22 protein-coding genes and 1 pseudogene are annotated in these 24604 nt (G+C 59.2%); 8 read left to right on the top strand and 15 right to left on the bottom strand.

Annotation, left to right across the window (positions count from 1 at the left end):
* Nucleotides 1-27: 27 nt before the first annotated feature.
* The 3 genes from ACFQ00_RS09975 to ACFQ00_RS09965 are packed head-to-tail and all read left to right on the top strand — an operon-like array spanning nt 28 to nt 4151.
* On the top strand, nt 28-1611 hold the full coding sequence (locus ACFQ00_RS09975; protein WP_381489764.1) for a hydantoinase/oxoprolinase N-terminal domain-containing protein: 1584 nt from the start codon (nt 28-30) through the stop codon (nt 1609-1611).
* 12 nt (nt 1612-1623) lie between these two features.
* Nucleotides 1624-2718 carry a DUF917 domain-containing protein gene (locus tag ACFQ00_RS09970; RefSeq protein WP_381489762.1) on the top strand — a complete coding sequence of 365 codons (1095 nt, stop codon included), beginning with the start codon at nt 1624-1626 and terminating at the stop codon, nt 2716-2718.
* A gap of 41 nt (nt 2719-2759) precedes the next feature.
* The gene (locus tag ACFQ00_RS09965) at nt 2760-4151 is read left to right on the top strand and encodes an FAD-binding oxidoreductase (RefSeq protein ID WP_381489759.1); all 1392 of its coding nucleotides are present in this window, start codon (nt 2760-2762) and stop codon (nt 4149-4151) included.
* 29 nt (nt 4152-4180) lie between these two features.
* Here the strand turns inward: ACFQ00_RS09965 and ACFQ00_RS09960 are convergent, their stop codons facing one another.
* From ACFQ00_RS09960 to ACFQ00_RS09950, 3 genes are read right to left on the bottom strand one after another with little or no spacing between them, the layout of a single operon-like run.
* Entirely contained in the window at nt 4181-4795 is a 615-nt protein-coding gene (locus ACFQ00_RS09960) for a hypothetical protein (protein WP_381489756.1), read from the bottom strand.
* Between the two features lie 23 nt (nt 4796-4818).
* Complete coding sequence (locus tag ACFQ00_RS09955; RefSeq protein WP_381489753.1) at nt 4819-5484, bottom strand: glutathione S-transferase family protein; 666 nt, start codon at nt 5482-5484, stop codon at nt 4819-4821.
* Nucleotides 5485-5538: 54 nt separating this feature from the next.
* Nucleotides 5539-6894: an MFS transporter gene (locus ACFQ00_RS09950; protein ID WP_381489750.1), complete on the bottom strand. Its 1356-nt coding sequence runs from the start codon at nt 6892-6894 to the stop codon at nt 5539-5541.
* Nucleotides 6895-7131: 237 nt separating this feature from the next.
* Here ACFQ00_RS09950 and ACFQ00_RS09945 point away from each other — a divergent pair, with 237 nt between their 5' ends.
* Nucleotides 7132-7542 carry an ester cyclase gene (locus ACFQ00_RS09945; RefSeq protein WP_381489748.1) on the top strand — a complete coding sequence of 137 codons (411 nt, stop codon included), beginning with the start codon at nt 7132-7134 and terminating at the stop codon, nt 7540-7542.
* An 81-nt stretch (nt 7543-7623) separates the two neighbouring features.
* Here ACFQ00_RS09945 and ACFQ00_RS09940 read toward each other — a convergent pair whose 3' ends face one another.
* On the bottom strand, nt 7624-8085 hold the full coding sequence (locus ACFQ00_RS09940) for a nuclear transport factor 2 family protein (RefSeq protein WP_381489745.1): 462 nt from the start codon (nt 8083-8085) through the stop codon (nt 7624-7626).
* Between the two features lie 303 nt (nt 8086-8388).
* On the opposite strand from ACFQ00_RS09940, the gene ACFQ00_RS09935 reads away from it, so the two are divergent.
* The gene (locus ACFQ00_RS09935) at nt 8389-9090 is read left to right on the top strand and encodes a glutathione S-transferase family protein (protein WP_381489742.1); all 702 of its coding nucleotides are present in this window, start codon (nt 8389-8391) and stop codon (nt 9088-9090) included.
* A gap of 167 nt (nt 9091-9257) precedes the next feature.
* Here the strand turns inward: ACFQ00_RS09935 and ACFQ00_RS09930 are convergent.
* From ACFQ00_RS09930 to ACFQ00_RS09895, 8 genes and pseudogenes are all read right to left on the bottom strand, one after another.
* A pseudogene (locus ACFQ00_RS09930) lies at nt 9258-9961 on the bottom strand (tyrosine-type recombinase/integrase).
* A gap of 332 nt (nt 9962-10293) precedes the next feature.
* The gene (locus tag ACFQ00_RS09925) at nt 10294-10998 is read right to left on the bottom strand and encodes a hypothetical protein (RefSeq protein ID WP_381489739.1); all 705 of its coding nucleotides are present in this window, start codon (nt 10996-10998) and stop codon (nt 10294-10296) included.
* Nucleotides 10998-11738, bottom strand: a complete 741-nt coding sequence (locus ACFQ00_RS09920) for a M48 family metallopeptidase (protein ID WP_381489736.1) — start codon at nt 11736-11738, stop codon at nt 10998-11000. The genes ACFQ00_RS09925 and ACFQ00_RS09920 overlap by 1 nt, the downstream gene beginning before the upstream one ends.
* Entirely contained in the window at nt 11738-14782 is a 3045-nt protein-coding gene (locus ACFQ00_RS09915) for a type I restriction endonuclease subunit R (protein WP_381489732.1), read from the bottom strand. Before ACFQ00_RS09915 ends, ACFQ00_RS09920 begins: the two co-directional genes overlap by 1 nt.
* The gene (locus ACFQ00_RS09910) at nt 14779-15579 is read right to left on the bottom strand and encodes an abortive infection family protein (RefSeq protein ID WP_381489729.1); all 801 of its coding nucleotides are present in this window, start codon (nt 15577-15579) and stop codon (nt 14779-14781) included. The genes ACFQ00_RS09915 and ACFQ00_RS09910 overlap by 4 nt, the downstream gene beginning before the upstream one ends.
* Nucleotides 15580-15605: 26 nt before the next feature.
* Nucleotides 15606-16835, bottom strand: a complete 1230-nt coding sequence (locus ACFQ00_RS09905; protein WP_381489725.1) for a restriction endonuclease subunit S — start codon at nt 16833-16835, stop codon at nt 15606-15608.
* On the bottom strand, nt 16832-17866 hold the full coding sequence (locus ACFQ00_RS09900) for a virulence RhuM family protein (protein WP_381489722.1): 1035 nt from the start codon (nt 17864-17866) through the stop codon (nt 16832-16834). The genes ACFQ00_RS09905 and ACFQ00_RS09900 overlap by 4 nt, the downstream gene beginning before the upstream one ends.
* Nucleotides 17856-19355 (bottom strand): type I restriction-modification system subunit M, encoded by a 1500-nt coding sequence (locus tag ACFQ00_RS09895; protein WP_381489719.1) that lies wholly within the window; start codon nt 19353-19355, stop codon nt 17856-17858. Before ACFQ00_RS09895 ends, ACFQ00_RS09900 begins: the two co-directional genes overlap by 11 nt.
* Nucleotides 19356-19649: 294 nt before the next feature.
* On the opposite strand from ACFQ00_RS09895, the gene ACFQ00_RS09890 reads away from it, so the two are divergent.
* The gene (locus tag ACFQ00_RS09890) at nt 19650-20261 is read left to right on the top strand and encodes a hypothetical protein (protein ID WP_381489716.1); all 612 of its coding nucleotides are present in this window, start codon (nt 19650-19652) and stop codon (nt 20259-20261) included.
* Nucleotides 20262-20272: 11 nt separating this feature from the next.
* Here ACFQ00_RS09890 and ACFQ00_RS09885 read toward each other — a convergent pair whose 3' ends face one another.
* Nucleotides 20273-21265 (bottom strand): site-specific integrase, encoded by a 993-nt coding sequence (locus tag ACFQ00_RS09885; RefSeq protein WP_381489714.1) that lies wholly within the window; start codon nt 21263-21265, stop codon nt 20273-20275.
* A 260-nt stretch (nt 21266-21525) separates the two neighbouring features.
* Complete coding sequence (locus ACFQ00_RS09880) at nt 21526-22071, bottom strand: DUF488 domain-containing protein (protein WP_381489711.1); 546 nt, start codon at nt 22069-22071, stop codon at nt 21526-21528.
* A gap of 391 nt (nt 22072-22462) precedes the next feature.
* On the opposite strand from ACFQ00_RS09880, the gene ACFQ00_RS09875 reads away from it, so the two are divergent.
* Together ACFQ00_RS09875 and ACFQ00_RS09870 are read left to right on the top strand one after the other, a co-directional pair.
* Nucleotides 22463-22984, top strand: coding sequence for a hypothetical protein (locus ACFQ00_RS09875; RefSeq protein WP_381489708.1), 522 nt, complete (start codon nt 22463-22465; stop codon nt 22982-22984).
* Nucleotides 22981-23799, top strand: a complete 819-nt coding sequence (locus tag ACFQ00_RS09870; RefSeq protein WP_381489705.1) for a hypothetical protein — start codon at nt 22981-22983, stop codon at nt 23797-23799. Before ACFQ00_RS09875 ends, ACFQ00_RS09870 begins: the two co-directional genes overlap by 4 nt.
* Before the next feature lie 26 nt (nt 23800-23825).
* Here ACFQ00_RS09870 and ACFQ00_RS09865 read toward each other — a convergent pair whose 3' ends face one another.
* The gene (locus ACFQ00_RS09865; protein WP_381489702.1) at nt 23826-24353 is read right to left on the bottom strand and encodes a hypothetical protein; all 528 of its coding nucleotides are present in this window, start codon (nt 24351-24353) and stop codon (nt 23826-23828) included.
* Between the last annotated feature and the right edge of the window lie 251 nt (nt 24354-24604).

Here is a 24604-nt window from a genome sequence, read left to right as displayed (position 1 = left end):
ATCAATATCAGACTTCAAAGGGTTTCAATGATGCATAGCGATGCCGCGCCGCGGTTCAGGCTCGGAATTGACGTTGGCGGCACGAACACGGACGCGGCACTGCTGTGCGGGCGTGATGTCGTTGCCACGGCAAAGAGCTTCACAACAAATGACGTCCGGTCGGGCGTCGTCAACGCTGTCACAAAACTTCTGCAACAGGCAAGGATCGATCAATCGCGAATTGAAGCCGTGATGATCGGGACAACCCAGTTCGTAAACGCCTTTGTTCAGCGGCGCGGCCTTTCACCGGTCGCGATCGTCCGCATCTCCTTACCGAAGGGAGATGGTGTGCCACCCTTCTCGGGCTGGCCAACTGACCTGAAGGCGATCGTCAACGGCGAAATCTACATGGTAGGCGGCGGCTCTTTCTACACCGGCCAGGACTATGCGCCGCTCGACGAAGACGGGATACGCGCCGCCGCGAACGATGCGCATCGCAAGGGCCTGACCTCAGTTGCCATTTCAGCCAATTTCGCACCAATCCGCCCTGACCTCGAAATCCGGGGGGCCGAGATCGTCGCCAAGGAAATTCCAGGAGCGCGCATCACGCTCTCGCAAGATGTCGGCGGGCTCGGTCTGGTCGATCGCGAAAGCGCCGCGATCATCAATGCAAGCCTCGCCGAAATGGGGATTCAGGTCATTCGCTCGCTCGAAATCGCGATGACGGAACTAAGGATCACCGCGCCGCTGTTCATAAGTCAGAATGACGGCACGCTCATCACCACAGAAACAGCCGCGTCCCTCCCGATCCTCACATGTTCGGCCGGCCCGACGAACAGTATTCGGGGCGCGGCCTTCCTGACGGGGATCAGCGATGCCATCGTCGCCGATATCGGCGGAACGACGACGGATATCGGCTTCCTCATGAACGGATTTCCCCGCGAAACCACGGCCGCAAACTACATCGGCGGTGTAAGAACCAATTTCCGGATGCCGGATGTCCTCTCGATCGGCGTCGGCGGCGGCAGCATCGTGAGCAAGTCCAACGGGACATTCAAGGTCGGACCCAAATCCGTTGGCTACAGGCTGGCTGAAGACGGGCTTGTCTTTGGTGGCAGCGTCATGACAGCATCCGACATCGCCGTCCGTGCGGGCCAGGTCGTCATGGGAGATGCCGCGAAGGTCGCGCACATAGACTCGTCGGTCGTGGAGGCTGCGCTCGACGATATCCACGCACAGATCGAGGAGGCGATCGACCAGATAAAGGTCAGTTCCGCGCCTTTGCCTCTGCTGCTGGTTGGCGGTGGCAGTGTCATCGTTTCCCGCAAGCTGAAAGGCGTCTCCGAAGTTGTCAGACCCGAGCATGCCGATGTCGCCAATGCGGTTGGGGCGGCCATTGCGCTGGTCAGCGGGCGCATCGACAAAATGTACGATGTCCCACGTTTGGGCCGCGAAAAGGCACTGCAGATGGCAAAGGACGAGGCCATCGAAGCGGCAGTGAGGGCGGGAGCGGAACGGTCCGGCACGGAGATTGTCGAAGTCATCGAATTACCAATGACGCACATGAAAGCCGGGGCAACCCAGATCAAGGTTCGTGCCGTCGGCCCCGTGGCAGCGCTTGCGCAAAACTAGAGAAGCAGCACAATGTTCAAAGTCGATTCACTCCAGGATATTCAAGACATGGCCCGCGGCGCCGTGCTGCTCGGCACGGGCGGCGGCGGCGATCCCTATATCGGCGAACTGTTCGTCAGAGCGCAGATTGCAGAGGGACATTATCCGACAGTCGTTTCTTGTGACGAGATTCCCGACGACGCCTTCGTTGTTTCGATAGCAGGCATCGGCGCGCCCTCGGTCATTGTCGAGCACCTGGTCAGCGAGAAGACCCTTAGAGTTCTGCTCGAACAGGCCGTGGCCTATTACGGCCGCAAGATCGATGCTTTCATAAGCGCCGAGATTGGTGGGGCCAATTCGATGTTCCCCCTGGCGCTCTCGGCGCTGAGCGGTATTCCGGTTCTTGACGCTGACGGTATCGGCCGTGCGGTGCCTCAGCTGGAAATGACGACCTTCAGCATCTTCGGCGTACGCGCCACGCCGGCGCTGCTGATCGACGACAGCGGCAATGTCGTCAAGGTGGAGGCTGTCAGCGATAGGATGGCGGAGGATCTCTGCCGCGTCAACACGATGGCCATGGGCTCTATGGCATTCACGGCGATCTATCCGATGAGCAGTGCAGATGCCCGGCGCGTCGCCGTGCAGCGCACCATATCACAGACGCTCGAAATCGGGCGCGCGATCCGTGAGGGGCGCGAAAGCGCAGGCGATGTGTTCGACACACTGCTTGAATGCCTTTCGAACCGAGACGGGCGTACCGCGCGCATCCTCTTCGATGGCAAGATCAGTGATGTCGTTCATGAAACGCGAGATAGCTGGCATTGGGGTCAGGTCACCATCGCCGCACTCAACGGTTCGGACGATGTGTGCACGATCGAAATCCGTAACGAGTATCTCGTTGCACGCGTGAATGGAAAGACGGTCACGATCGTACCGGACCTCATCGCGATCCTGGACCGCGAATCCGCGGAGCCACTGACTGCGGAGATGCTCACCTACGGCCAAAGGGTGAAGGTCCTCGGCTATGCCGCCGATCCCCTGCTCCGCCTCCCCCAGAGCCTGGAGGTGCTGGCCCCGCGCCAGTTCGGCATCGATGAAGACTTTTCACCCATCGAGGAACTGGGCTAGATCGCTCTTCACTCATTGATGATCGGCCCGGAATCGAAAAAATGGCGACGATTTCACCACAAAGCACGCGGAACGAGGCCGTCAGCAGCCTGTCCCGCGCCTTCGGAGAAAAGCTACTGCTGTCGCAGGCCGTGCGGGAACAACACTCCGGGCTGGAAGGTCATCACACCAGCCGGCTTCCGGATGCCGTTCTGAACGCCGCCTCAATCAATGATGTCGTGGAAGCCCTCCATATCTGTGCCGCACACGACATGCCCTTGATCGCGCACGGTGCCGGAACATCCCTCGAAGGCAATCTCTCAGCCGTAAGCGGCGGACTTTCCCTTGATCTTACGGGCATGAACCGGATTCTCGATGTTGACCCGGAAAATATGATCTGCCGCGTTGAGGCAGGCGTCACCCGGGAGCAGCTGAACCAGGAACTTCGGCATAGCGGCCTGTTCTTTCCGATTGATCCCGGCGCCAATGCAACGTTGGGCGGGATGGCTTCAACCCGTGCATCCGGCACAAACGCAGTCCGCTATGGCACGATGCGCGACAATGTCCTTTCGCTTGAGGTCGTGACAGCGGACGGCCGCATCATCGAAACGGGAACCCGTGCAGCCAAATCGGCGGCCGGGTATGATCTTACCGGGCTGTTTGTCGGCTCCGAGGGTACACTTGGCGTCATTACAGCGGTGACGCTGAGGCTCTATGGCATTCCGCAATGCACGATGGCGGGAACGGTGACATTCGCCAGTGTCGATGACGCTGTATTGACGACAATTCAGGCCATACAGCTTGGAATACCCGTGGCCCGCATCGAACTTCTCGATGCCGCCCAAATCAAGGCCTGCAATGCCTATTCGCAGCTCAGCCTTGCCGAACAGCCGACATTGTTCCTTGAATTCCATGGCACCGAGGACGGCGTGTCCGAACAGGCGTCTCTCTTTGGACAGATCGCGAAAGGAAATGGCGGCAGCGAACTCAGCGTCGCCGTGCAGGTGGAAGATCGAAATAAACTGTGGAAAGCCCGGCATAGTGCCTATTTCGCATCCAAGTCACTTCGCCCGAATGCCAGGATATGGTCAACCGATGTCTGCGTCCCCATCGCGAAGCTGGCCGATAGTATCGCCGCCACGCGCGCCGATATTGAAAGATGCGGCGCTCAAGCCACCATCGTCGGCCATGTCGGTGATGGCAATTATCACGTTCTGTTTGTGCTCGATCCGAACCAGCCCGAAGAATGGGAGGTTGCCGCGGGCATCAACGAGCGGATGGTCGCTCATGCCCTGACACTCGGCGGTACCTGCACGGGCGAGCACAGTGTCGGCATCGGAAAGCGCCAGTGCCTTGTTGATGAGCGAGGTGCCGATGCCATTTCGCTTATGGCAGCGGTAAAGCGCGCGTTCGACCCTCAGGGCCTCCTCAATCCGGGCAAGATCTTCCTTTAAGCATCAGACCGCCCACCGTTTTGGTTCCTTCATGCCGCCGCCAGGCGGTAAAATGGCAAGCCGGTGCAGTTCCGTTCGTGCCAGGTCTTCAACCATCCGTGCTTTTCAAGCTCTTCCAAACGGCCCTGATCTTCAAGCGTCCACCACAATGCCGCCATCAAGGCATCTGCAAGGCACGGCGTGTCTGCCGCAAGATAGCGAAACCCGAGATGCTCGGAAATCTTGACCAATCCTTCAAGGTCCGGCGGTGTCGTGATCACCAGTTCCGAGGCAGAGGATGCGCTGTTCCATGTCGGCCGCTTCCACCCTGTATGGCTGGAGATGTCCGCGACACAAAAGCGCGTGAAGCGCTCCTCGATCATTGTCGCGAAGGCGCGGGCGTGGCCACGCAATACGATGTCGTCCGGGAACAGCGCCTTTTCGGGATAATGGCGATGAAAATATTCGACAATGCTTGGCAGGCCAAGGAGCGGCAGATCGTCATCATCCATCGACAGCGATATGTAGGGGCCGACGACGTCGTTCTGCAACGTGCTGGAAACGATCTCAAGGGCAATTCGCTCTAAAGAAGGTTTTCCGACAAGTTGTTGAAACGCATTCGCCTGATGCTGATAGGGATACCAGGCCGACACCACGAGCTTCATGGCGGTTGTCCTTCCGTGTTTGGTCAGTAGCGGGTGCCGAGTTCCGGGATCGAGCGGTCGAAATAGTCGTCCGGCAAGGCGATCGGGTCAACGCCCGGAAGCGCGGAAAATCGCTCGTACCAACGGTTGAGACGCTTCAGATGCGGCGGAATGACGATACCGAAGCGGTGTCGTATGTATTCCAGCATGGTGTAGAGCATAACGTCCGGAATGCTGACTTCGTCATCCACCAGATACTGGTTTCCCGCCATGATCTCATCGATCTGATCCAGCCGAGCGCGCCAATAGGCATTGACCACGATGTCCGCATCATAGGCCTGTTTCTGCCCTTTCGAAACGTAGGGAGAGGTATGCAGCGTAGAGATATAGAGATAGTAGAAGAACTCGTTGATCATTCCGGATTGAACGTCGAGCCGCCTGGCCTTCATCTCCTCCGTCCGCACCATGGGCGGTTCAGGATAAAGGGTTTCCAGATACTGCAGAATGCTCTGGGATTCGAAAATGTAATGACCGTCTTCGGTTTCGAGAAGTGGAATCTTGCCTGCCGGATTCCGCGCCAGGAATTCCGGTTCGCGAGTCTCCTTGTAGGGAACGACCAGATTGGTCTCGATGCTCGTGATCCCTTTCAGCTTGCAGTAGATAAATATCCGCCGCGGTCCGGGACCATAAAGATTTGTGTAGAGTTTCATGCGACCTCCCGACGTTCGCGATTATCCGCATGTATTCGTCCCTCTCGAGTGAGATCAACATGAGGGTGGGATAGCGGCTGACGTGATTCGGGTGGCGTCCTCGCACCGGTAGGCGAGAAGCGTTCGCCAAACAAGAAATGTCGTAAGCGGCATCGACAGAAGACCAAGGAGTGCAATCGATTTTCCAAGCGCTGTCGGGGCACCGAACACATATTCGGTAAAGACGGACACGACCACCGGACCGCCGCCAACCGAGACCACACCTACGACAAGAAGATAGATGGCCACCATTCTACCCCGTACCGAGCCGGCGACCAGAGAGGCAACAAAGATCGGCGCTATACTGGACACGCCGATGGTCGCGAAGATGACGATCGATATTAAGAAAAGCGACAACCAAGCATTGGAGACCAGCGTTGCTATCACCGAAAGCGGCACGGTTATGACGCAAAGTATCAGAATGGTCTTCAGTATCGCATCTCCTCCTCGCTCGTTCTTGACGCCCCGGCCTCCTAACCAACCCGCGAAAATAGCGCCAGCAGCGCCACACACCGTAATGGCAAGTCCCAGCCTCCCACCGGCTTCGGCCAGCAACCAGCCGTGATTTCTGGCGAAAAAAGTGGCCGACCACGAAAGCAGTCCATTACCGAACAACGAGAACAGTGCAACGGCGCCGAAAAAGGGAAATAGCAGGCGCCGATGTAACAGCAACGCCGCCCCAAGCTCCCCCTTGTCCGGCGCTAGCCCTGGTACAATCTTCTCCGATTGCCGCTGCGGTTCGGTAACGAACAGGAGCACCACAACCGCCCAAAGCACCCCCGGTAATGCCAGGGTCAGCAGAACCAGCTGCCAAGGTTCCAGCGCGCCAAATCCGGAAAGATTGACAGCGCCGATACCGGTAAACAGATGCAGCAATGCTCCGCCGACGAGGAGCGCCAGACCAGGGCCAAGCGCCGCCCCAAGGAAATAGACACTGCCCGCACGTGTGCGCTCGTGCACCTCAAAGCTGTCAGTGATGATCGAATACGCTGCAGGCGACAGCGACGCCTCTCCAACAGCAACTGCCGTGCGCGAGAGAAACAACTGAGCGATCGACCTGGAGAGTCCGCTCATTGCCGTGGCAAGGCTCCAGAGCAGGAGGCCAACTGCAATCAACGTTCTACGATTGGTACGGTCTGCAAGCCAACCCATGGGTATGCCCATGATCGTATAGAAGAGAGAGAAACTGAAACCCGTAACAAGCGCAATTTCAACGTCATTGAGCGAAAGGCTGGCGCGGATCGGATCGATCAGCAACATGATAACCTGCCTGTCGACAACGGAAAGCAGATAGCACACTGTCAGGATGACGATTGTGAACCATCGCCGCATCCGTGCCGCCTTCTGCTGCTCGGGCCTGCCAATCTCCATGCGCCTCCCTTTCCGGCCTCCCGAACCTACGGAAACCGATGCATGCGCGTTACGCGCCCTACAAGCTCTGAATGAAAGCAACGCATCTGTCGGCCACGGTCAATGCGAGCCCTTCTCTGTTATGCCAATTCCCCGATCGGCTACCCATTTGTCTCGCTTTCTGCGCGGAATGCTGGATTGCTTCGATGCAAGCAATGACGAATGTGGCCATGGCCCTAAACAAGAATGGAATCACCGATGTCGACCGCCGAACGTGTTCGTCAACGATTTACCCAAATGTATGTCGATGCCTATCGAGGGAATTTCGAACTCATAACCGAGATCATGTCGCCGGTCTTTGTATGCCGGAACCCCCTGAATCCGGCAGACGGCATCGAAGAGCTGGTCGCAATGTTGCAGGCGCAAATCGATGCTTTCGAAGACATTGATTTCAAGGTGCGCTGGTCTTTCGGCAGCGAAGACGGCTTTGGAATCGCCTATGTCATCAGCGGCCGACATGTCCGCGAAGTGTTTGGGCTGAAACCGAGCGGAAAACGGTTCGAGGTGACGGGTGTCAGCATCCATGAAGTGCAGGACGGCCACAGTATCGGTGTCTACTCAAGTGCGAATTTTGTCGAGGTTTTGAAGGCACTGACCGAGATGGACTGAGCCAGACTCATTGTACACAAGACAAAGAAAATGCCCCCGCCCATAGGGGCGGGGGCATTTGAACCTGGCTATAAAAAGGGCTTATGAGCCCTTGCGAATACCATCCCGATGCACGCCTTCAGACACGTGCACATGAACGACCTTCCAGCCCGCACCTGTGTTGCGCATCACCAGCGAAATCCGGATCGGAATTTTCTTGCCGTCCGGGAGGATTCCGTCAGCTACATCCGCGAACCATGCCACGTTGCCGGAAACCCAACCCTTCGGGTCGAGACCATCCCAGCCGACCTTTTTCAACGGGCGAAGATGCTCGGCGAACTCGATACGATCGGATATCTTCGGTGCACCCGATCCGAAAGAAGAGAAGCTGCCGACGGGATCCTCGATGGAGTTGGCGGCGACATAATCGGCATCACGTGTAACGCATGCGTCAAGGAAGGCGACGGCCAACTTTGTCAGATCGGCACCGGCGGGCGCCGCGGGAATCTCCACAGGTGCCATCGGCGCCGCGGTGTCAGCAAAAGCGGGCAGTGCGGTGCCCATGAAGGTTGCCCCTCCTAGGAATACACCCGCTGCAAGCAAAGACGTTCTGATACCCATATCGTTCCTACTCCTCCTTGTTTTCCCTCGTTTGCTCCTACAATGATGTTTGTCGCTGCTGCCTTACATCAGCAACAAGGCCCAAGAGCAGTCAGTGCCGTTATCGGAGTAGCCCGCTCGCGCTCTACCCACTCTACCCGCTCTACCCCTTTCGCCACCACCTCTATCCGTCCCCGCCATGGAAATGGAATCTTGCTGTTGGTAACGTGCCCTGTCGCTCCACATCATACTCTCGAGGAAGAAGTAATGAAGCTTTACGATCTAGCTTGGGGTCCGTGGACAAGGCGTGTTACGATCTACATCCAGGAAAAGGGTATCACCGATATTGAAATCGTACCCTTGCGCTATGGCGAACAGCGCGATCCGGAGATGGTGGCCAAAAATCCGCTGAGCTTCCTGCCCACGCTCGAACTTGAAGATGGTCGTTGCCTGTTCGATTCGCTTGCGATCATCGAGTATCTTGAAGAACTTTATCCCAGCCCGAATTTCATTGGCCGCGACCCGATCGAGCGCGAACGCATGCGGTGTTACATGCATTTGTGCAACGAGTTCTTCAACCGCTGCATGCCTTATTACGCCAATACCCTGCCCCAGTTCGCGCGCGCCATGCCGCAGAGCCCTGCTGTGGCTGAATGGATGAAACCATTTCTTGACCGGACTTTATTCGGTCTTGAAACCATGGCGAGCAACCAGGGCCCCTTCCTGATGGGCGAGACTGTCTCCGTCGCCGATTGCGCCCTTTATCCGATGGTTCATCATAACGCCGAAAACTTCGACGATCATTTTCTGACGGACGATTATCCAAAGCTGAAATGCTGGGCCGAAATGTTTTCAAAGCGGGAGAGCGCACCCTGTCCGCTACGTGACGACGGCCTGCGTGAAATCGAACCGGTTGAACCGCCGCCGGGGCAACGCTTCTGGTGGCAGAAAGATGGAGAGGCGAGGTGAAGCAATCCCGCTCCTCCGAGCACAGATAGCCGAAAGTTCGGCATCCTGAGAAGAAGCCTCGGGGCGATTACGATTTTCCCCCGATTTTTTTGGAGCCAATCATTCCACGAAATACGTGCCGCGATCGAAGGGGATGGCAGGCTCAGGGTACAGTGGTCTTCTGCCTCTCAGCGGTACGGCAACAGGCGCAGCGCCACTTCCGTGTTCGCATGACCCGCAAACACATCGATCGCCCGGAGCAAGCCTCCCACCTCATCGGCCTTGGTAATCGCCGCGCGGTGAATGGGCTTCGGCGCAATCAGCGCCCCTTTCAGATCGGAAGCGATGTCGCGCTCGGCGCGCGCCGTGGCAATGGCATATCGAAAAACCTGGGAACAGGTGATGCGCAGCCGACGCGCCGTCTCATAGTGGCCCTTGACCTCCGTCTTGCGGAGCAGCAGCAGCAATTCCTAGCTGTGATCGACGCAATGGGCCGGTTTCCGATCGAATGGCACACAAAGTCGAGCAGCCAGCGCAGCTTCTTCATAGTGACCGTCGAGCGCCCTTCACGCTCGACCTTGATCAGCCACTCATCGGCAACGGCCTTGAAGCTGTTCGCGGCGGCAACGCTCGCGGCGATACGTTCGAGCTTGATGTGTTCCCCGGGGTCATTCCCGTCAGCAAGCACCTTGCGCGCGGCGTCCCGGCGCTCACGTGCTTCGGCAAGCCCGGTTCCGGGCCAGACGCCAAGTGCGAGCGTCTTCTGCTTGCCCAGATGCCGGTAATTCATCCGCCAGTATCGCCCGCCCGACGGCAGAACCAGCAGGTAGAGGCCATTGCCACCCGTCAGCTTGAACGGCTTGTCCCACCCCCTTCGCGGCTTTGATGGCAACGGTGCTCAGACCCATGATGGTATCTCCCTTCCCGACTCGCGCGATGTACCATCAAAAATACCATCAGATTGATGGTATGTGGCGGCCCAGAGCGGGATGACTTGGGAGCATTATAGCAGAATAAATGGCGGAAAGCAGCCACTTATGGTGCGTCTTGGGATGCCTTGGGAAGGCTTCGTGGTGACCCCTACGGGAGGGGTGATTGCATCCCCTTGAAGCACCATTTTTCAGTCGCTTAGGCGTGTCTGGTTTCTGACTTGTATCACAAGGCGGTTACCCATTCTAGTAGTGCTTAGCTCCCCTGAAATGGATGGAATGAGTGAGTGCCGCCTTACGCTGCTACGGGCAGCGACAATCCTGTGCTCTGAACCCAACAAACCCATTTCTGAAGCGTAGCTCGATATTCATGTGGTGTGGTGCGCAGCGAGATCAGGCGCTCGGGGGGCTTCCGCATATTACCATTCGGATACTGAGCACTGACAAAGCCCATCATCGAAGTGGACTTACCATGCGCTTGCCGCCCCGCCGCATCGAGGTAGATAATACCCCCATGTGCCAGAGCATTGCGCAGGCAGTTCATCCACGCTCTTGCACTCAAGTCATCAGCGTCTCGGACGGCATCATCTGCCGAAAGTCGCATTGCCAGTTCCTCTGGAAACTCGACTGCGAGATTTTGATCGGGGTTGTAGTCGATAGATGCGAAGCGCCATGCGCCGGGAATGTGGAAAGGTGACGCGCTAAACCGAGTATCGTCACTGCCCAACACTGCATCAATTTCCTTCGCTGATGCAGGATCGAGAGGTCGATCATCCATGTATCCTTGCTGACCGGCCTCTTCCTTGCGGCGATGCCGCTCAAGCCGTTCAATCGGGAGCGTGAAAATCAGAGTGGACATGGCGAACAAGAACGTCGCGTCCAACGGGCCGAGGTCAGTCTCGTGCGGAGCGGTAATCGTCTGAACTTTGGAGAAGAGCCTGTCGATGAGCCAGAGGCATCGACCCGGTACGTCTTGGCTCGTATGATACGGGACGCCCATTACCCACCTCCCGGCAGGAAGCTCGCCGACAGCATTGATTGGTGCCGCTCCAGCCAAGCCTTGGGTGTCTCAAAGTCCGGGACGATCTGACCCAGTAGTGCCCAGAACTCCGGCCCGTGCGACCGCACCCGCAGGTGTGCCAGTTCGTGCACGACGACATATTCCAGCACCTTCCTGGGGGCAAAAATCAGGTGCCAATTGATGAGCACATTACCCTCCGGTCCGCATGATCCCCAGCCATGGGTAAGATCGGCGGTGCGGATCGACCGAGGCACAAGGCCGAACCGTTTGCCGTAGTCGGCGGCGATCTCCCGCACGTCGCGCCGGGCGCGCTGCTTCAGCCAGAGCTTGAGTTCGCTGGCGACGAGGTGGTCAGCATCGTCTCCTGCCCAGTGGGGCAGGTCAACGATGAACCCGTTGCGATATGTGATCGTCATCTGCTCGCCGTCGGTGTGGCGCACGGTCAGCGACATATTCCGGCCCCGATAGGGTATCTTCGACCCGGTGATGAACCGGGGCACGGCATGGCGGCTGGCGGTGATCCGCTCCATTTCGCGCACGGTGTCGAACACCCACTGGCGTTTGCGCTCGAGGAAACCGGCGATGTCGTCATCATTGTCGCAGGTGAGCGCCAGCACCTCGACATGGCCGGGCGTGATGGTGATCCGGCGCTCCGAAGCCGTTGTCGACCGGCGAAGCTCGTATGGGATTTCCTTCCTGCCGATCTGGAGCGTGGGCATCAGGCACCGGCTCTATAGGCATGGACGGCGAACTCTTCGACCTTCTCGCGGATGGTTTTGGTTTCGCCGATGCTCTGGTCGGTCAGGACACGCCGGACCTGTTGGCGCAAGGATCGCAGATAGGCTTCCATATGCGCGAACGCGGGCTGGGTTGCTGCGGCATCAGCATAGACCGCGCCGATGGCGATGGCCGCGTCCCGCAAGGTCGCTTGATCGGCGTCGGGCACGATGGCTTCGATGATGCGCAGGATCGAGAAAGCATTCTCGTCCATGCCAAGGTCGGCGTGCGCGCCCTGTTCGGTCTCGATGTCGTCGGTCAGTCCCTCGAACTCGCGCAAGCCATCAGCGGCGGCAATCTGGCCCTCCTCGAAACGGCGGATAATCTCCAGCACCCGTTCGGAGAAGCGGCCATATTGCGCGGGGTTCTTGTCCACCAGTTCACGGGTTGTCCGGCGAAGCTCGGCGGACTTGCGGACGAACGCCTCTTGCAGTTCCGGTTCGGCCTTGCCCTCGGTGGCGAAGTCGTCGGCGAAGTTCGGATCGGTGATGTTGCGCAGGCGGATCGTGGTGGAGAGGCCGGTGACGTGGACGTGCGTTTCCAGCATCTCCCTGATCTTGCCGGAATAGCTCCTGTGGTCGAGGCTCTCGTCCTTGGCTATGGCCTGCGTCGCGAGCCGCAGGAAGGCGGAAGCCCATTTTACCTCGGCGGTGAAGTCGAGGATCGCTGGGTCGGGCGACAGGTCGGCATAGACCTTGATGAATATCCGGGTCAGCCGCTGGAGGTCGAACCAGTCGTCCTCCTGTCCCCCTGCTGCCAGCTTGGCGGCGGCATAGGCGGCTGCCTTCTCGTCCATGCCCTCCAGCCCAATGGCGCGCTTCTGAGCGCGGTAGCGGGCGTGGGCTTCCTTGAGGTCGTTGCGCAGGATCGCGACGTCGCGCATCGCGTTCTCGACATCCTCGGAGCGATAGGACTGCAGCGCCTCGTCGAGATGGCTGGTGACGCCGATATAATCTACGATGCGGCCATTAGGCTTGGCGATCTCGCCCCCGTCCGGCAGCCTAATGGTGCAGGTGCGGTTGGTCCGGGCGATGGCTTGCAGGAGATTATGCTCCTTCAGCGGCTTGTCGAGATACATCACATGCTCGATAGGCGCATCGAACCCGGTCAGCAGCTTGTCGCACACGATCAGGAACTGCGGGTCTTGGCCTATGGCCTTGAACCGCTTCTTCACGTCCTTCTCGGCGGCATCGTCGAGATAATGCGCTTCCAGATGGCCACGCAGCGCGGCGACCTCCGGGTTCTCGCTCGGCTTGTTGTCCTCCTGAGACTTGGAATAAACGCAGGCAATCATCGCGTCGGCCTTGGCCTGTGCGTCCCCGGCCTCCATCCCGCCGCGTTCCAGCTCGGCGGCGATGACGCTGGAGAGCGCGGCGCGGTAGAGGATTACTGCCTCGCGATCCACCGCGACGATCTGCGCTTTGAACCCGTCCGGCTGGCAGACCGCCTTGAAATGCTCCCAGATGTCGAGCGCGATCAGGCGGATGCGCTGCGGGTGCTTGGCGATGGTGGCCAGCGTCAGGCCCTTGCGCTTCAGTTCCTCGCGCTTGTCGTCGGGCAGATCGACGAACCAGCGGTCGAACAATATGTCGATCTCGGCCTCGTTGATCGCCCAGTCGGCTTTGCGGCCTTCATAGAGGATCGGCACGGTCGCCCCGTCGCGCACCGCGTCGTCGATGCCATATTTGTCGAGATAGCCTTCACCCGCGACGCTGAACCGGGCGTAGGTGTCCTTGTCGGTCGATTTGATCGGGGTGCCGGTGAAGCCGTAGAAATGGGCATCGGGCAGCGTGGCTTGCAGGAATGCGCCCAAGTCCTTTTCCTGCGTGCGGTGACACTCATCGACCAGCACGATCCAGTTCGCGGAGTTCGGGATCGGCTCTTTCGACCCGGCGAACTTGAAGATGGTGGAGAGCAATATCTGCCCGTTGCCGCCCCGGTTCACCGCTTCGCGCAGCGCGGTGACCGATCCGCATTGTGCCGGGTTGGGCAGGCCGCAGGCGACGAAGGTCTTGCTGATCTGGTCGTCAAGGTCGATCCGGTCGGTCAACACAAGGATATTGGGATTGGCGAGGCTGGGCGCGTCGAGCGTCAGATGGGTTTTGAGCTTGAGGGCGAGGAACACCATGGTCAGGCTCTTGCCCGAACCCTGCGTGTGCCAGATCAGCCCCTTGCGGTGCTCGCCCGCCGCAACCCGCTCCACCGCCTTGTTGACGGCGCGGAACTGCTGGTAGCGGCAGACCTTCTTGATCTTGCGGCCCGTCTCCGGGTCGGTCTCGAACACGATGAAGTGCGCCAAGAGGTCGAGCAGGCGCGACGGCTCGCACAGGCACCACAGGTCTTTGGCAAGATCGTCGGCGAACTCGTCGCGGCTGCGAGGCCATGCGTCGGGCCACGGGGCATAGAATTGCGACGGCGCACCTGTCGCGCCATAGAGGGTCGCCATGCCATCGGTGACGAGGTTGAAGGCGTTGGGATAGAACAGCCGGGGGACGTCCCGCTCATATTGCTTGATCTGCTCGAACGCCTCTTCGGCGCGTGCCGTGGCTTTCAGCGGAGACTTGGCCTCGATCACCACCAGCGGGATGCCGTTCACGAACAGCACAATATCGGGAATGCGCGGCCGCTGGGCGGCAACGCGGAACTGGTGGGTGACGTGGAAACTGTTGCGGGCCGGGTTCTTGAAGTCGATCAGCGTGATCGGGCTGTCGCGGTTTTCGCCGGACAGGCGGCGCGAATAGCTGCCGCGCAGCTTGCGCTGCCAATCCTCATTGTCGGACAGGGTGGCAAGGTCGTTATAGATCGCTTCGGCATCTTCCGCGCCGATCCCGTTCAAACCGCGCAGCGCGTCGATCAGCACGGGCTTGAGGATGACGCGGTTCTCCTCCTCGCGCATCGCCAGCGCCTGCACCGGGGATAGCATCTGCCAGCCCATAGTCTCCAGCGCATCGAGCGCGGGCTTCTCGGCGAGGCGATATTCACTCATTCCGCTGTTTCCGTAGATTGGGCCTCGAAGGTTTCGATGAGGAACAGACACAGGCTGCCTGCTGAACCGACCGCAAGTCGTGCGTGACGAGGAAGCAAACCACGTGAGGAACTTGGCTTACCGTGACCGGAACCATACAGGCCCCGCAGTTCATCCATCTGATGCGCGATGTTGGCGAGCGAGTTCAAGGTCGCTCTGACGGCATCTACGCCACGAGACCGTTCTGGAATATTCTCAGGTGCGAGTTTCAGCACCTTCAGGGCTTCCTTCACAAGTGCGGCGGGACTGGCCTTGCGATCGAAGGTTTGCCCGGACCGTTCGATGATGTCCTTGCAGACGGCTTCGATCAGTTCCTTCGCTGAACCGATCGCATCCGCAGGGCTTGCTTCTGCCTCCCGGTCGATAATGCGAATACGCGACAGGACGTTTTCGTGGTTGAGCCGCTGACCATGGGCCTTCAAATGTTCAAGGACGGAGGTGGCAGCGGAGCCTGAGCGTGCTGCAATATACACACGGTAGCCGTCATCCGTGATGTCATATCCGTCGAGTTTCAAACATCGTTGGAGCTGCTGGACCTGCCGACCGCGCTCTTCGGGATTGGGAAAATAGTGGGGGCTAAGTATCTGGTTGATGGCCTCCGGCAACTGATCCGATCCGCTCAGCTTTCTCCACGCGTCAACAGCGAATTGACGCTTGCTGCCGAGCATATGCACGACTTCTTCGTTCAGACCGAATGAGTTGAAGAAGCCGATTAAGCTACTGCTGTTCATGCCCGTGGCAAATGCAATGTCGCCCAAGCTCGCGATAGCGCCCTGTCCTAGCCTCATGCTGGCACCCGCACACGACCGGAGAGGAGGTCGGACATGAGGTCGGACTTGATCTGACGTAACGTCACAAGCTCCTCTATCGCAATTCGGCGCGCTGCTTCAGCCGATTGCAGCTGTGCCGCGATGTCCCGTTGCTCGGCAAGCGGCGGAAGCGGGATGATCTGCTTTTTCAGGTTGGTCGGGTTGATATTCGACTGGCTCACCCCCGGCGTAGCAATGGACTTGAACTGTGCCTGGGCCCGACGCGAGTGCATCACGGCGAATAAGTAATACGGGTCCGCAACCAACTGGTTGACCCGAAGCCGAACGATGTAACTGGCATATAGAAAATCGGTCGGATCGCGGACCAGCGCGACCTTGCCGACCAAGTCCCGACTGTTGGTTCGGTTGAAAAGAATGTCGCCGACATCAAGGGTGAGCGTCTGCGCTTCTGTATCGTCAATCTCACCCCACTTGAGGTCTGCTGGGTCTATCCAGCCATCTTGCAGGTTCCCCATACGCAACACGGCGTATCCGATTGGCTCGTTGCCTAGCGGCGCATTGACGCCGTAATCGGTGCCTAGCAAGGCATGACCGATCGGCTGGGCTATATCGGGACTGGTTGAGAGCCGATCCCATATCAGCCCTTCGGTTAGGCCATTCCATACAATCTTGGCTTGTTCCGCGACGTTCTGCCCAACCGCAATCGCTTCATCCACCGACCGCAGCACCTCGGCGACCCGCCGCTGCTCGTCGAGGGGTGGGAGCAGAAACTCGAACCGCTCAAACGCCTTACGGTCCACGCGCTGGTGGCTGTTTGTGCTGGACGAAGGCGTGATGTCGGGATGGCCAAGAAAGGCTGCGCTGGACAGGTAGTGCGTCAGGTAGTCGAGATCGACGTCACTGCCCTGCGCCACCAGCGGCCAAAACTCCGTCGAGCAATACGAGTGAGGCAGCGCGTCGCCGGGCACGCGCCAGATGCGCGGAATGCGTGGATTGAGCTTGCTGAACAGCACGCAGTCGTCCGGGACAATCGTCTTGTTGCTCTTGATGGCGTCGCCGGGGCCAACCTCCGGGCCTGCACCCTCGTCAAACGCGGGCAGGGAGTAGTGATGGACCTTCGGCATAGCAGCAAGGTCCGCCGCTGAAATGCCATCGGTGACAATACGCACGATGCCGCCAAGCGTGACCTTCGCCCATCCTGCGGGCATCGCTGCGGGGCGCTCAAGCTCCAGCGCAACACTCATTCGCCGTTACCTTTCGACTTCCTCTTGGGCCGGACAGCACCGATCTGTTTCGCCTTCGCGGTCGCCTCGATGAAATGCCGCTCCACCGCGCTGGGGGCGTCCAACTGGCGGGCGTGCCATTTGTCATATTGCGCCAGCGCCCTGGCCTTGGCGACATCGGTGGAGACTTTGCCCGCATGGGTCAGGATGTCGCGGTCGCCCAGCTTCAGGAAATCGTCGAGCTTGGCGATCCAGTCGCGCATGGTCATGGGCTTGCGCGCCATGGCCTGCATCTCGGCAAACTCCAGATAGGCAGTAACGATGCGGTTGAGCGCCTCGATCTCGTCCGCTTCCAGATAGTTCTTGGCGATATGGACATCGGCCTTGCGTGGGCTTCCGCCCTTCGGCTGGTTGGCCCACGAGGTCAGCCCCATGTGATCCTTGGCCGCATCGGCCCGCGCCGCCACGACCTCGGCAGCGGTGTGGCCATGCGCCGCCCAGTGCATCTTGTTCTGCACAGTCTGGAAGAATAGCTGGCTGGCCTCCGCGCTACCGTCATAATCCACGCTGGTCGCGTAGATGTCCAAGACCTTCTTGTAGAACAGCTTTTCCGAGGACCGGATGTCGCGGATGCGGGCGAGCAGTTCCTCGAAATAGTCGGCATCCGGCTCTTTCAGCCGGGCATCATCCATCGCGAAGCCCTTGACCAGATATTCGGACAGGGTGGTAGACGCCCAGCGCCGGAACTGTGCGCCGCGTGGAGAGCGAACCCGGAAACCCACCGCAAGGATCATGGGCAGGCTGTAGTGGGCAACCTGCCGGGTGACGCTGCGCCCACCCTCGGTTTGAACTATTGAGAAATGCTCAATAGTTGCCTCCGTCTGCTCGCCCTCGTCGATTATCGCCTTGATATGCTTGTTGATGTTGGAGACCGTGGTCTCGAACAGTTCGGCCATCTGCACCTGCGACAGCCATGTCGAACCATTGACGGCCTGCAACTGGACAACGGTAACGCCGTCCTCGGTGTTGTAGAGGATCATCTCACCCGACATAGCCAAGCCTCTTGAGGTGCCCGAACATCACGGCCTCGGCTTCATTGCGCTTGGCGATCAGGTCTTGCAGCTTGGCCACTTCCGCCGCGACATCGACCGCCTCGGCATCCGCGCCGGTCTGCACATAGCGGCTGATGTTGAGGTTATGCCCGTTGGCGGCGATCTCCTCGACCGGGACGACGCGGGCCAGCTTCTCGATGTCGGCGAAGCCATGGACCGCCTCGGCCAGCGTGGCGACATGATCGTCGGTCAGGAAGTTCTGCGCCTTGCCCGGCTGAAAGGTGGCGTCACCGTTGACGATCAGCACCTTGCCCCGCCGCTCGGCAGGCTTGGCCTTGCGGCATACGAGGATCGCAGCCGGGATGCCCGCGCCGTAAAACAGATTGGGGGCCAAGCCCACAACCGCCTCGATCACATCGGCATCGAGCATGGCCTGCCTGATCCGCCCCTCGGCCCCGCCACGGAAGAGGACACCGTGCGGCACCACAACCGCCAGCATCCCGTCATCCTTCAGGCTGGCGAGCATGTGCTGGACGAAGGCGAGGTCGCCATAGCCTTTGGGCGGGCAGCCATAGGCATCGCGCCCGAACGGGTCGCCGTTCTGCCAGACATCGTGGCCCCACACCTTTTCGCTAAACGGAGGGTTGGCTAGCACCCGGTCATAGGCCCCGATACCCTCCACGAACTCGCGGGCCTTGGGGTCGTATCGTTTGGGGGACAGGATCGTGTCGCCCTTGGCGATGAAGGCGTCATCGACATTGTGCAGGAACAGGTTGATCTCGGCGATGCCCCACGTGGCGAAGTTCTTCTCCTGCCCATAGAGCGACAGGGTGCGGGCATCCTCGCCCCGGTCCTTCAGATACTGCACCGCCTCCAGCAACATGCCACCCGAGCCGCAAGTGGGATCATAGACCGACATGCCGGGGCGCGGCTCGACGATCTCGACCATCAGGCGCACGATCTGCCGGGGCGTGTAGAACTCGCCGCCCTTCTTACCTGCTCCTTCTGCGAACATCTTGATGAGGTAGAGATAGGCATCGCCCAGCATGTCGGCGGGCACATCGGCATTGCGCAGCCGGTGCTTCTCGAAGTGCGACAGCAGCTTTTCCAGCAGCGCGTCAGAGAAGCGATCCTGATTGGCGAAGTCCACATCGCCGAACACACCGCGCAGCCGCAGGTTGGCGTCTTCGATGGACGCCAGCGCATTGTTCAGCCGCTGGCCGATCTGCGTGGCGTGCTGGCGCACGGCCTCCCAGCGGTGCTCCTTGGGGATATGGAAGCGATGCTCGTCGGGGTCGGCGGCCTCCTCACGGTCGCCAGTTTCGGCGAGCAGGGCCTCGAACTCCTCGTCCCACACGTCGCACAGGCGCTTATAGAACAGCAGGCCGAAGATATATTGCTTGTAATCCCCGGCATCGACGGTGCCGCGCAATATGTCCGCTGCGCCCCACAGATGCCGTTCGAGTTCGGATTGCGTCAGTATTGGCATTGATCCCCCAGAAGCGCGGCTCCTCCCTGAGCCACGAACTTTGTTCACCTGATGATCCGATAGCAGCGGCGTGGATTTTTGGCGACACAAAGGAACCGGAAAATGAAATTGCAATTAATTGCACAACTGTCGAGGATACCTTTGCCGTTTTTAGGTTCTGATAAGTGAAGGTTATCAGAGGCTAAGCGGCTTCAAGGATCAGTTCCGACCGCCGGAGCATACTTGCATCGGTATACAACGTCTCCCCCGCTGCTTACATTAAGAGCTGAGCGAACGTAGTCATCGGGGGAATGCATGAAGCGAAAGGCGTGGGAGTATGTGGTCGCCCTGAGGCGGGATATTTTGGTGATAATCAACGGAATTGATAACGCGGGGAGCTATCTGTGGTGGGACAACACGACACCCAATTCTACTACGCGCCATCGGCTCCAAAAAATCCTTCAAAATGCAGTTCGGGATGCATCGGCATTCGGCGTCTATGTGGTTACGCGCCACACTGACTGCGGACGGCGCAGTCACAAAAAGGTATCCGATGTTAACGGCTATGTTTGGACCGATCCTTACAACTTGAATGTCGAATGGCAGGATAGCCGCTTCGTATGGGACGGAGACCAACTATTTCAAGGGATGCGACATGAGTTATGCCCCTGCTCAAAACGGGACGAACCGCTGAACCATCATGTCATTGACGACTTCATTTACAGCCCTGATGTCGATCCATCCTTTTACCGGATGATCTCCCACGTCCTATCTGACATTCGGTCAGCAATTGAAGAAGCTGGGGACAAGAAACCCCGTTCCGGTATCCGTGAATACCTGCTTCGGTGCATCATCCAACTCAATGACGCGATCATCCCGGTTGCGGTCGAAGCGCACATAAAGTCACAATCGGCGACCGAGGCTTGATGCTTCAATCGCTATAGCACCGCGCCCGCCGCGTTATCGACGAACATGTCGGCGGACCTAATGTAGCGGGCAAGTATGGCATCGCTCCGATGGCCGGTTTGTTGGCGGATTTTCCATGACGACGCCCCGGCCATAGCGGCGCTGGTCGCAAGCCCGGCGCGGAGGGAGTGGCCGGAGAAGATCGCAGGATCGAACCCCGCCGCCTCCACACGCCGTTTGACGATAACGGCAACGGCATCCCCGGACAGCCGATCCTGGGCAATATGCCCGTGTCGGTCGATGCTGCGGAACAGCGGTCCCTGCTCGATCCCAGCATGGGCGAGCCAGTCGGTGAGGTGGCGCACGGGGCACCAGCGCGTGCGACCATACGGAATGGCGATCTTGCGGCCTTGGCCGGTCTGATCCGTTTTCGACCGGCGCAGATGCAGCACGATGCCCCGGCCAACATGCTCGACATCACCGCAGTCGAACCCAACCAGTTCGGATCGACGGAACGCCCCGGCGAAGCCGATCAACAACAATGCCCGGTCCCTGATGTCGATTGGACGTTCGCCCATACGCTCCAGCACCGCGAACAGGCTGTCGCGCTGCAACGCCTGCGCCTCTCGTTGAGCCATGCCCTTCGTCCGCTTGATCCCGCTCATCGTTGCGCGCACGATCTCGGCCCGGCAGGGATCGTCATGTCCGAGAGCGCGATGCGCCTTCGCAATCGCGGCGAGCCTGCGCTGGATCGTGGCGACAGCATGGGTCGCAACCAGCTCGGCCAGATACTCCGCCAGGGCGTGCGGTGGACAGGGAATGTCTCTGCCGGATGCCCGGAAATGGTTCAAATCAGCCGCGTAGGCGCGCTGGGTGCTCGCCGATAGGGATGAGGTTAGGAGGCGGTGAAGTGGCTCTGAGATCGGCTCTACGAGGTGGAGCTGCTGATCCGGCAGGCCGTTCGATTTGCAATTAATTGCACAACGCTCGGTGCTCGCTCCTACTACAATTATTTGTTTTTCCATATCGCGGTTCGTCCTGTGATTTCAAAATGATAAGCCAAGGTCGCCTATGCAGAAAACAGGGGTCTGGAACCTGCATTTTCCGCCCAACTTTGCTCGTGCGGGGTGTCGGCTGCCGTTGGCCGCTGTCTGTGATCGGCCCACAGACCGTCGGCCTTGGCTTTGACAATTACTTGATTTTGCATTTCGCAATTCCTCGCATGTTTTCAGAATGATGCTCCAAATGCGCTGGCCCAAAATGAGGGGTTTAAGCATCGTCGCTTTCAGCCCAGCTTTCGTTCCTGCCGGGCATAGGCTTCCGCCAGTCGCTCGCTGCGAACTGTGAGCAGGTCGTCGGACAGCTTGTGGACAGCGAGCAGGCGCTCCTCGGCCTCGTCATGGGTCTCCAGCGTGCCGTCGTGACGAATGTGCGAGACCCGGACATCGGGCAGGCTATGCAGGTGACGGGCAATCAGCGTGAAGCGATGACATTGCAGCACATCGCGCTCCGAACATAACAGGGCGGGTCTGCATCGGGCGGCTATTGCGAGTACGTCGTCGATCGCCGTGGTGAAGGCCTCGGTCCCACGCCGCGTTGCGTAATCGGTCGGGCCGTTCACCGGCATCCCACCCAGAGCATCGCCCATATGAATGTAGCTCACGCCGACCTGGTTCAGGCGGGCACGTAGTTGCGGCTTGTTGAAATGCTGCCAGCGTGACCGGGGCGATGATCGCACATCGACGATGCAACCGATGTCGAATTGTTCGAGGGCGTAGCTGAACTCGTCCCAGCGCGCATTGGAATGTCCCACGCTCATTATTTCAATCATCTTGATCCTTTCAGAATGAAGATGATCCTATGGACAAAATCTCAATAAAAACAGTATTTTCAATTACTTAAATACTTCTCAATGATCCGGCCTCACCCGCCGCCTTCCTATTGCCGACGAGCTTCGCTATCACGGTCGCGCTCCCGAGATACGCGGGGGCGGGGCGTGGAAACCCCGAGCAAAGCAATTCGGTCACCGACTTCGGCGGCCGGATGGCTGTCGCGCATGTCCAAGGCTCTGCCCAAAGGCGGCAGCGCCTTGTGCTTTGCCGAGGTTTCCAACATCCGGCTCAGGCCGTCGCTCCAAAAAGGTTCAGGGGCGACGGAGGGGCAAGATCGACGACACAACGCAGAACAAAACGCCTGCATCATCGCGCTTCGGGATCGACGATGTGATCGCCAAGGTCTCGCAGGCAGCCTTCGGTAGCCCCCTCGTGACCAACGTGCTGCGCGGGCAAGTCGCCGAGGCAATCATTGCGCTCGCCCTGGAACCGGAATGGAACTGGTGCAGCGCCGACTACAGCGGATGGGACTTCGAGCGGCCTGACGGCCTCCGGCTGGAGGTCAAACAGTCCGCCGCACGGCAATCGTGGAGCACTGGCAAGCCGAGCAAGCCGATCTTCGATGTCGCGGCGCGCACAGGACATTGGGAGGGCGGAACACAGTGGATCGCCCAGGTGGGACGTCCAGCCCATATCTACGTGTTCGCACATCATGGCATTTATGCCGATCACGCCGATCATCGCGACCCGGCACAGTGGGCGTTCTATGTCGTCGCCACCCGCGATCTGCCGGACCTGAAGCAGGCGGCTCTGAGTACGATCAGCAGATTTACCGAGCCGGTGTCGATCTCGGCTTTGGCGGACAAGGTGCGTATCACCGCATCGCAAATTACAAATGAGGGCGGGGTATGAAAACCATTCGGAATGACGTGATCGGCAAGAACACGTTGCGGCTCGTTGATACCGGCAAGGGTTTTGTCGGTCTGGTAATCTCCGGCGGCAAGCAGTTGAGCCGGATCGACGGCGATGACCCCGAACAGCTCTGGGCTGATCTCCGTGCCACAGCGGGCCGGACCAGTGATGCCTATTTCGGTTTCGACGGCGCACGATCCCGATTTCGGCAGTTCTTCCCTGACGGGTTCCGATCTCCCTCATTCAAGGAGGCCGAACGCGATTATAAGCTCAAGGCCAAGGCGAAGCTCGATGAGACCGCTCCTCTTGAGCAGGCGTTGACCGGCAGCAACCTGGGCGAGGCCGTCCTGTCGGCATACCGGGGCACGAACCTGTTATCGCCGTTCGAGAAGACCCGGCTGCAACCGCTTCTGCGAGGCCCGGATGCCGATCCCTTCATCCAGGCAGCCGCCCGCTTTACGATTGGGGAAATCGCACCGGGTTTGGCGACTATGGAGCGTCTGCTGCTCAAGCACGATAACGCCAAGTGGCCAGTGGTCACGTATCTGCCGTTCCTGTGGCGACCCAAGGATCATATGTTCCTCAAGCCCATGGTGACGCAGGAGTTCGCGGAGCGGGTCGGTCATCCCTTCGTGCATGATTACAGCCCTGCGCTCGATCCTGTCGTATATGCTAGCCTGTGCGACCTCATGGCACAGACCGGGCGCGAGTTGGCCGATCTGGAACCCCACGACAACATCGACCTACAAAGCCTCGTCTGGATCGTCGGTGAATACAAGGAGGACGATGTCCCGATTGCAACGCAGACAGGATGAGACGCCCGATCCGCGATCATCTCGATCTACTTTGAAGCTGAACCGGCCAAGCTCTCGGTGACGAGCCTCATGAGCGCCGCCTCCTTGCCCAGCAGCCCCCTGGGGTGCGGTTCGGCGCCCTTGGCGCGCAGGGCCTCCTCCAGCAACGCATATTGCTCCTTGTCGAAGTGCAATACGACTGTTCGACCGCCGGGGTCGATCCCGCCTTTGTGAATATACATCTTCAGCTCGTGCGCGGTGCAGTCTTCCGCCACGTCGAGCAGGTCGTCGATCGTTTCCTTTTTGCCATATGCTGCGAGGATGGAGAGCTTGGTCCAGCCGAGACGCTGCATCCGCTCGGCGGGAATATCCATGTCACTGAGTGCCTCGTCGATCTGGGCTAGGTGGTATGCCTTGCGGAGGCGCATCCTCAGCTTCGTGGCGACCGATCTGAACTCGTCGCGATTTTCGTCCCGGACTTTTCGCAAGAGGCTCGCCGTTTCGAGGAGCCGCGACTTGCTGTGGTCGATCAGGTCCTGCGGCACCTCCACCGCTGCTTTCTTGATCCCTTCCATCTGTGAAACCTTCGTAGTTGTTGGGACCAGATGCCTATGGGAAAGACGCAGCCGGGCAAGGGATGATCGGACTGTGGCAGCGCACGGGCGTCCGTCCTGGGTGTGATCGACCCAGCAGACCCGTGTCCCACCAACGAGGTCGAAACATATCACCCCGATCCTAACGAAAGATGGATTGCAATTAATTGCAATTCTGAAATCGCTTTAATTGCAGCAGTGGTTATTATCCCTTCTATTCCTCTCCCGAGACA

Source organism: Sphingosinicella xenopeptidilytica (assembly GCF_042676985.1).
GTDB lineage: Bacteria > Pseudomonadota > Alphaproteobacteria > Sphingomonadales > Sphingomonadaceae > Sphingosinicella > Sphingosinicella xenopeptidilytica.
The sequence above is the reverse complement of the archived record's forward strand: the minus strand, read 5'-3'. Positions and strand labels throughout refer to the sequence as shown.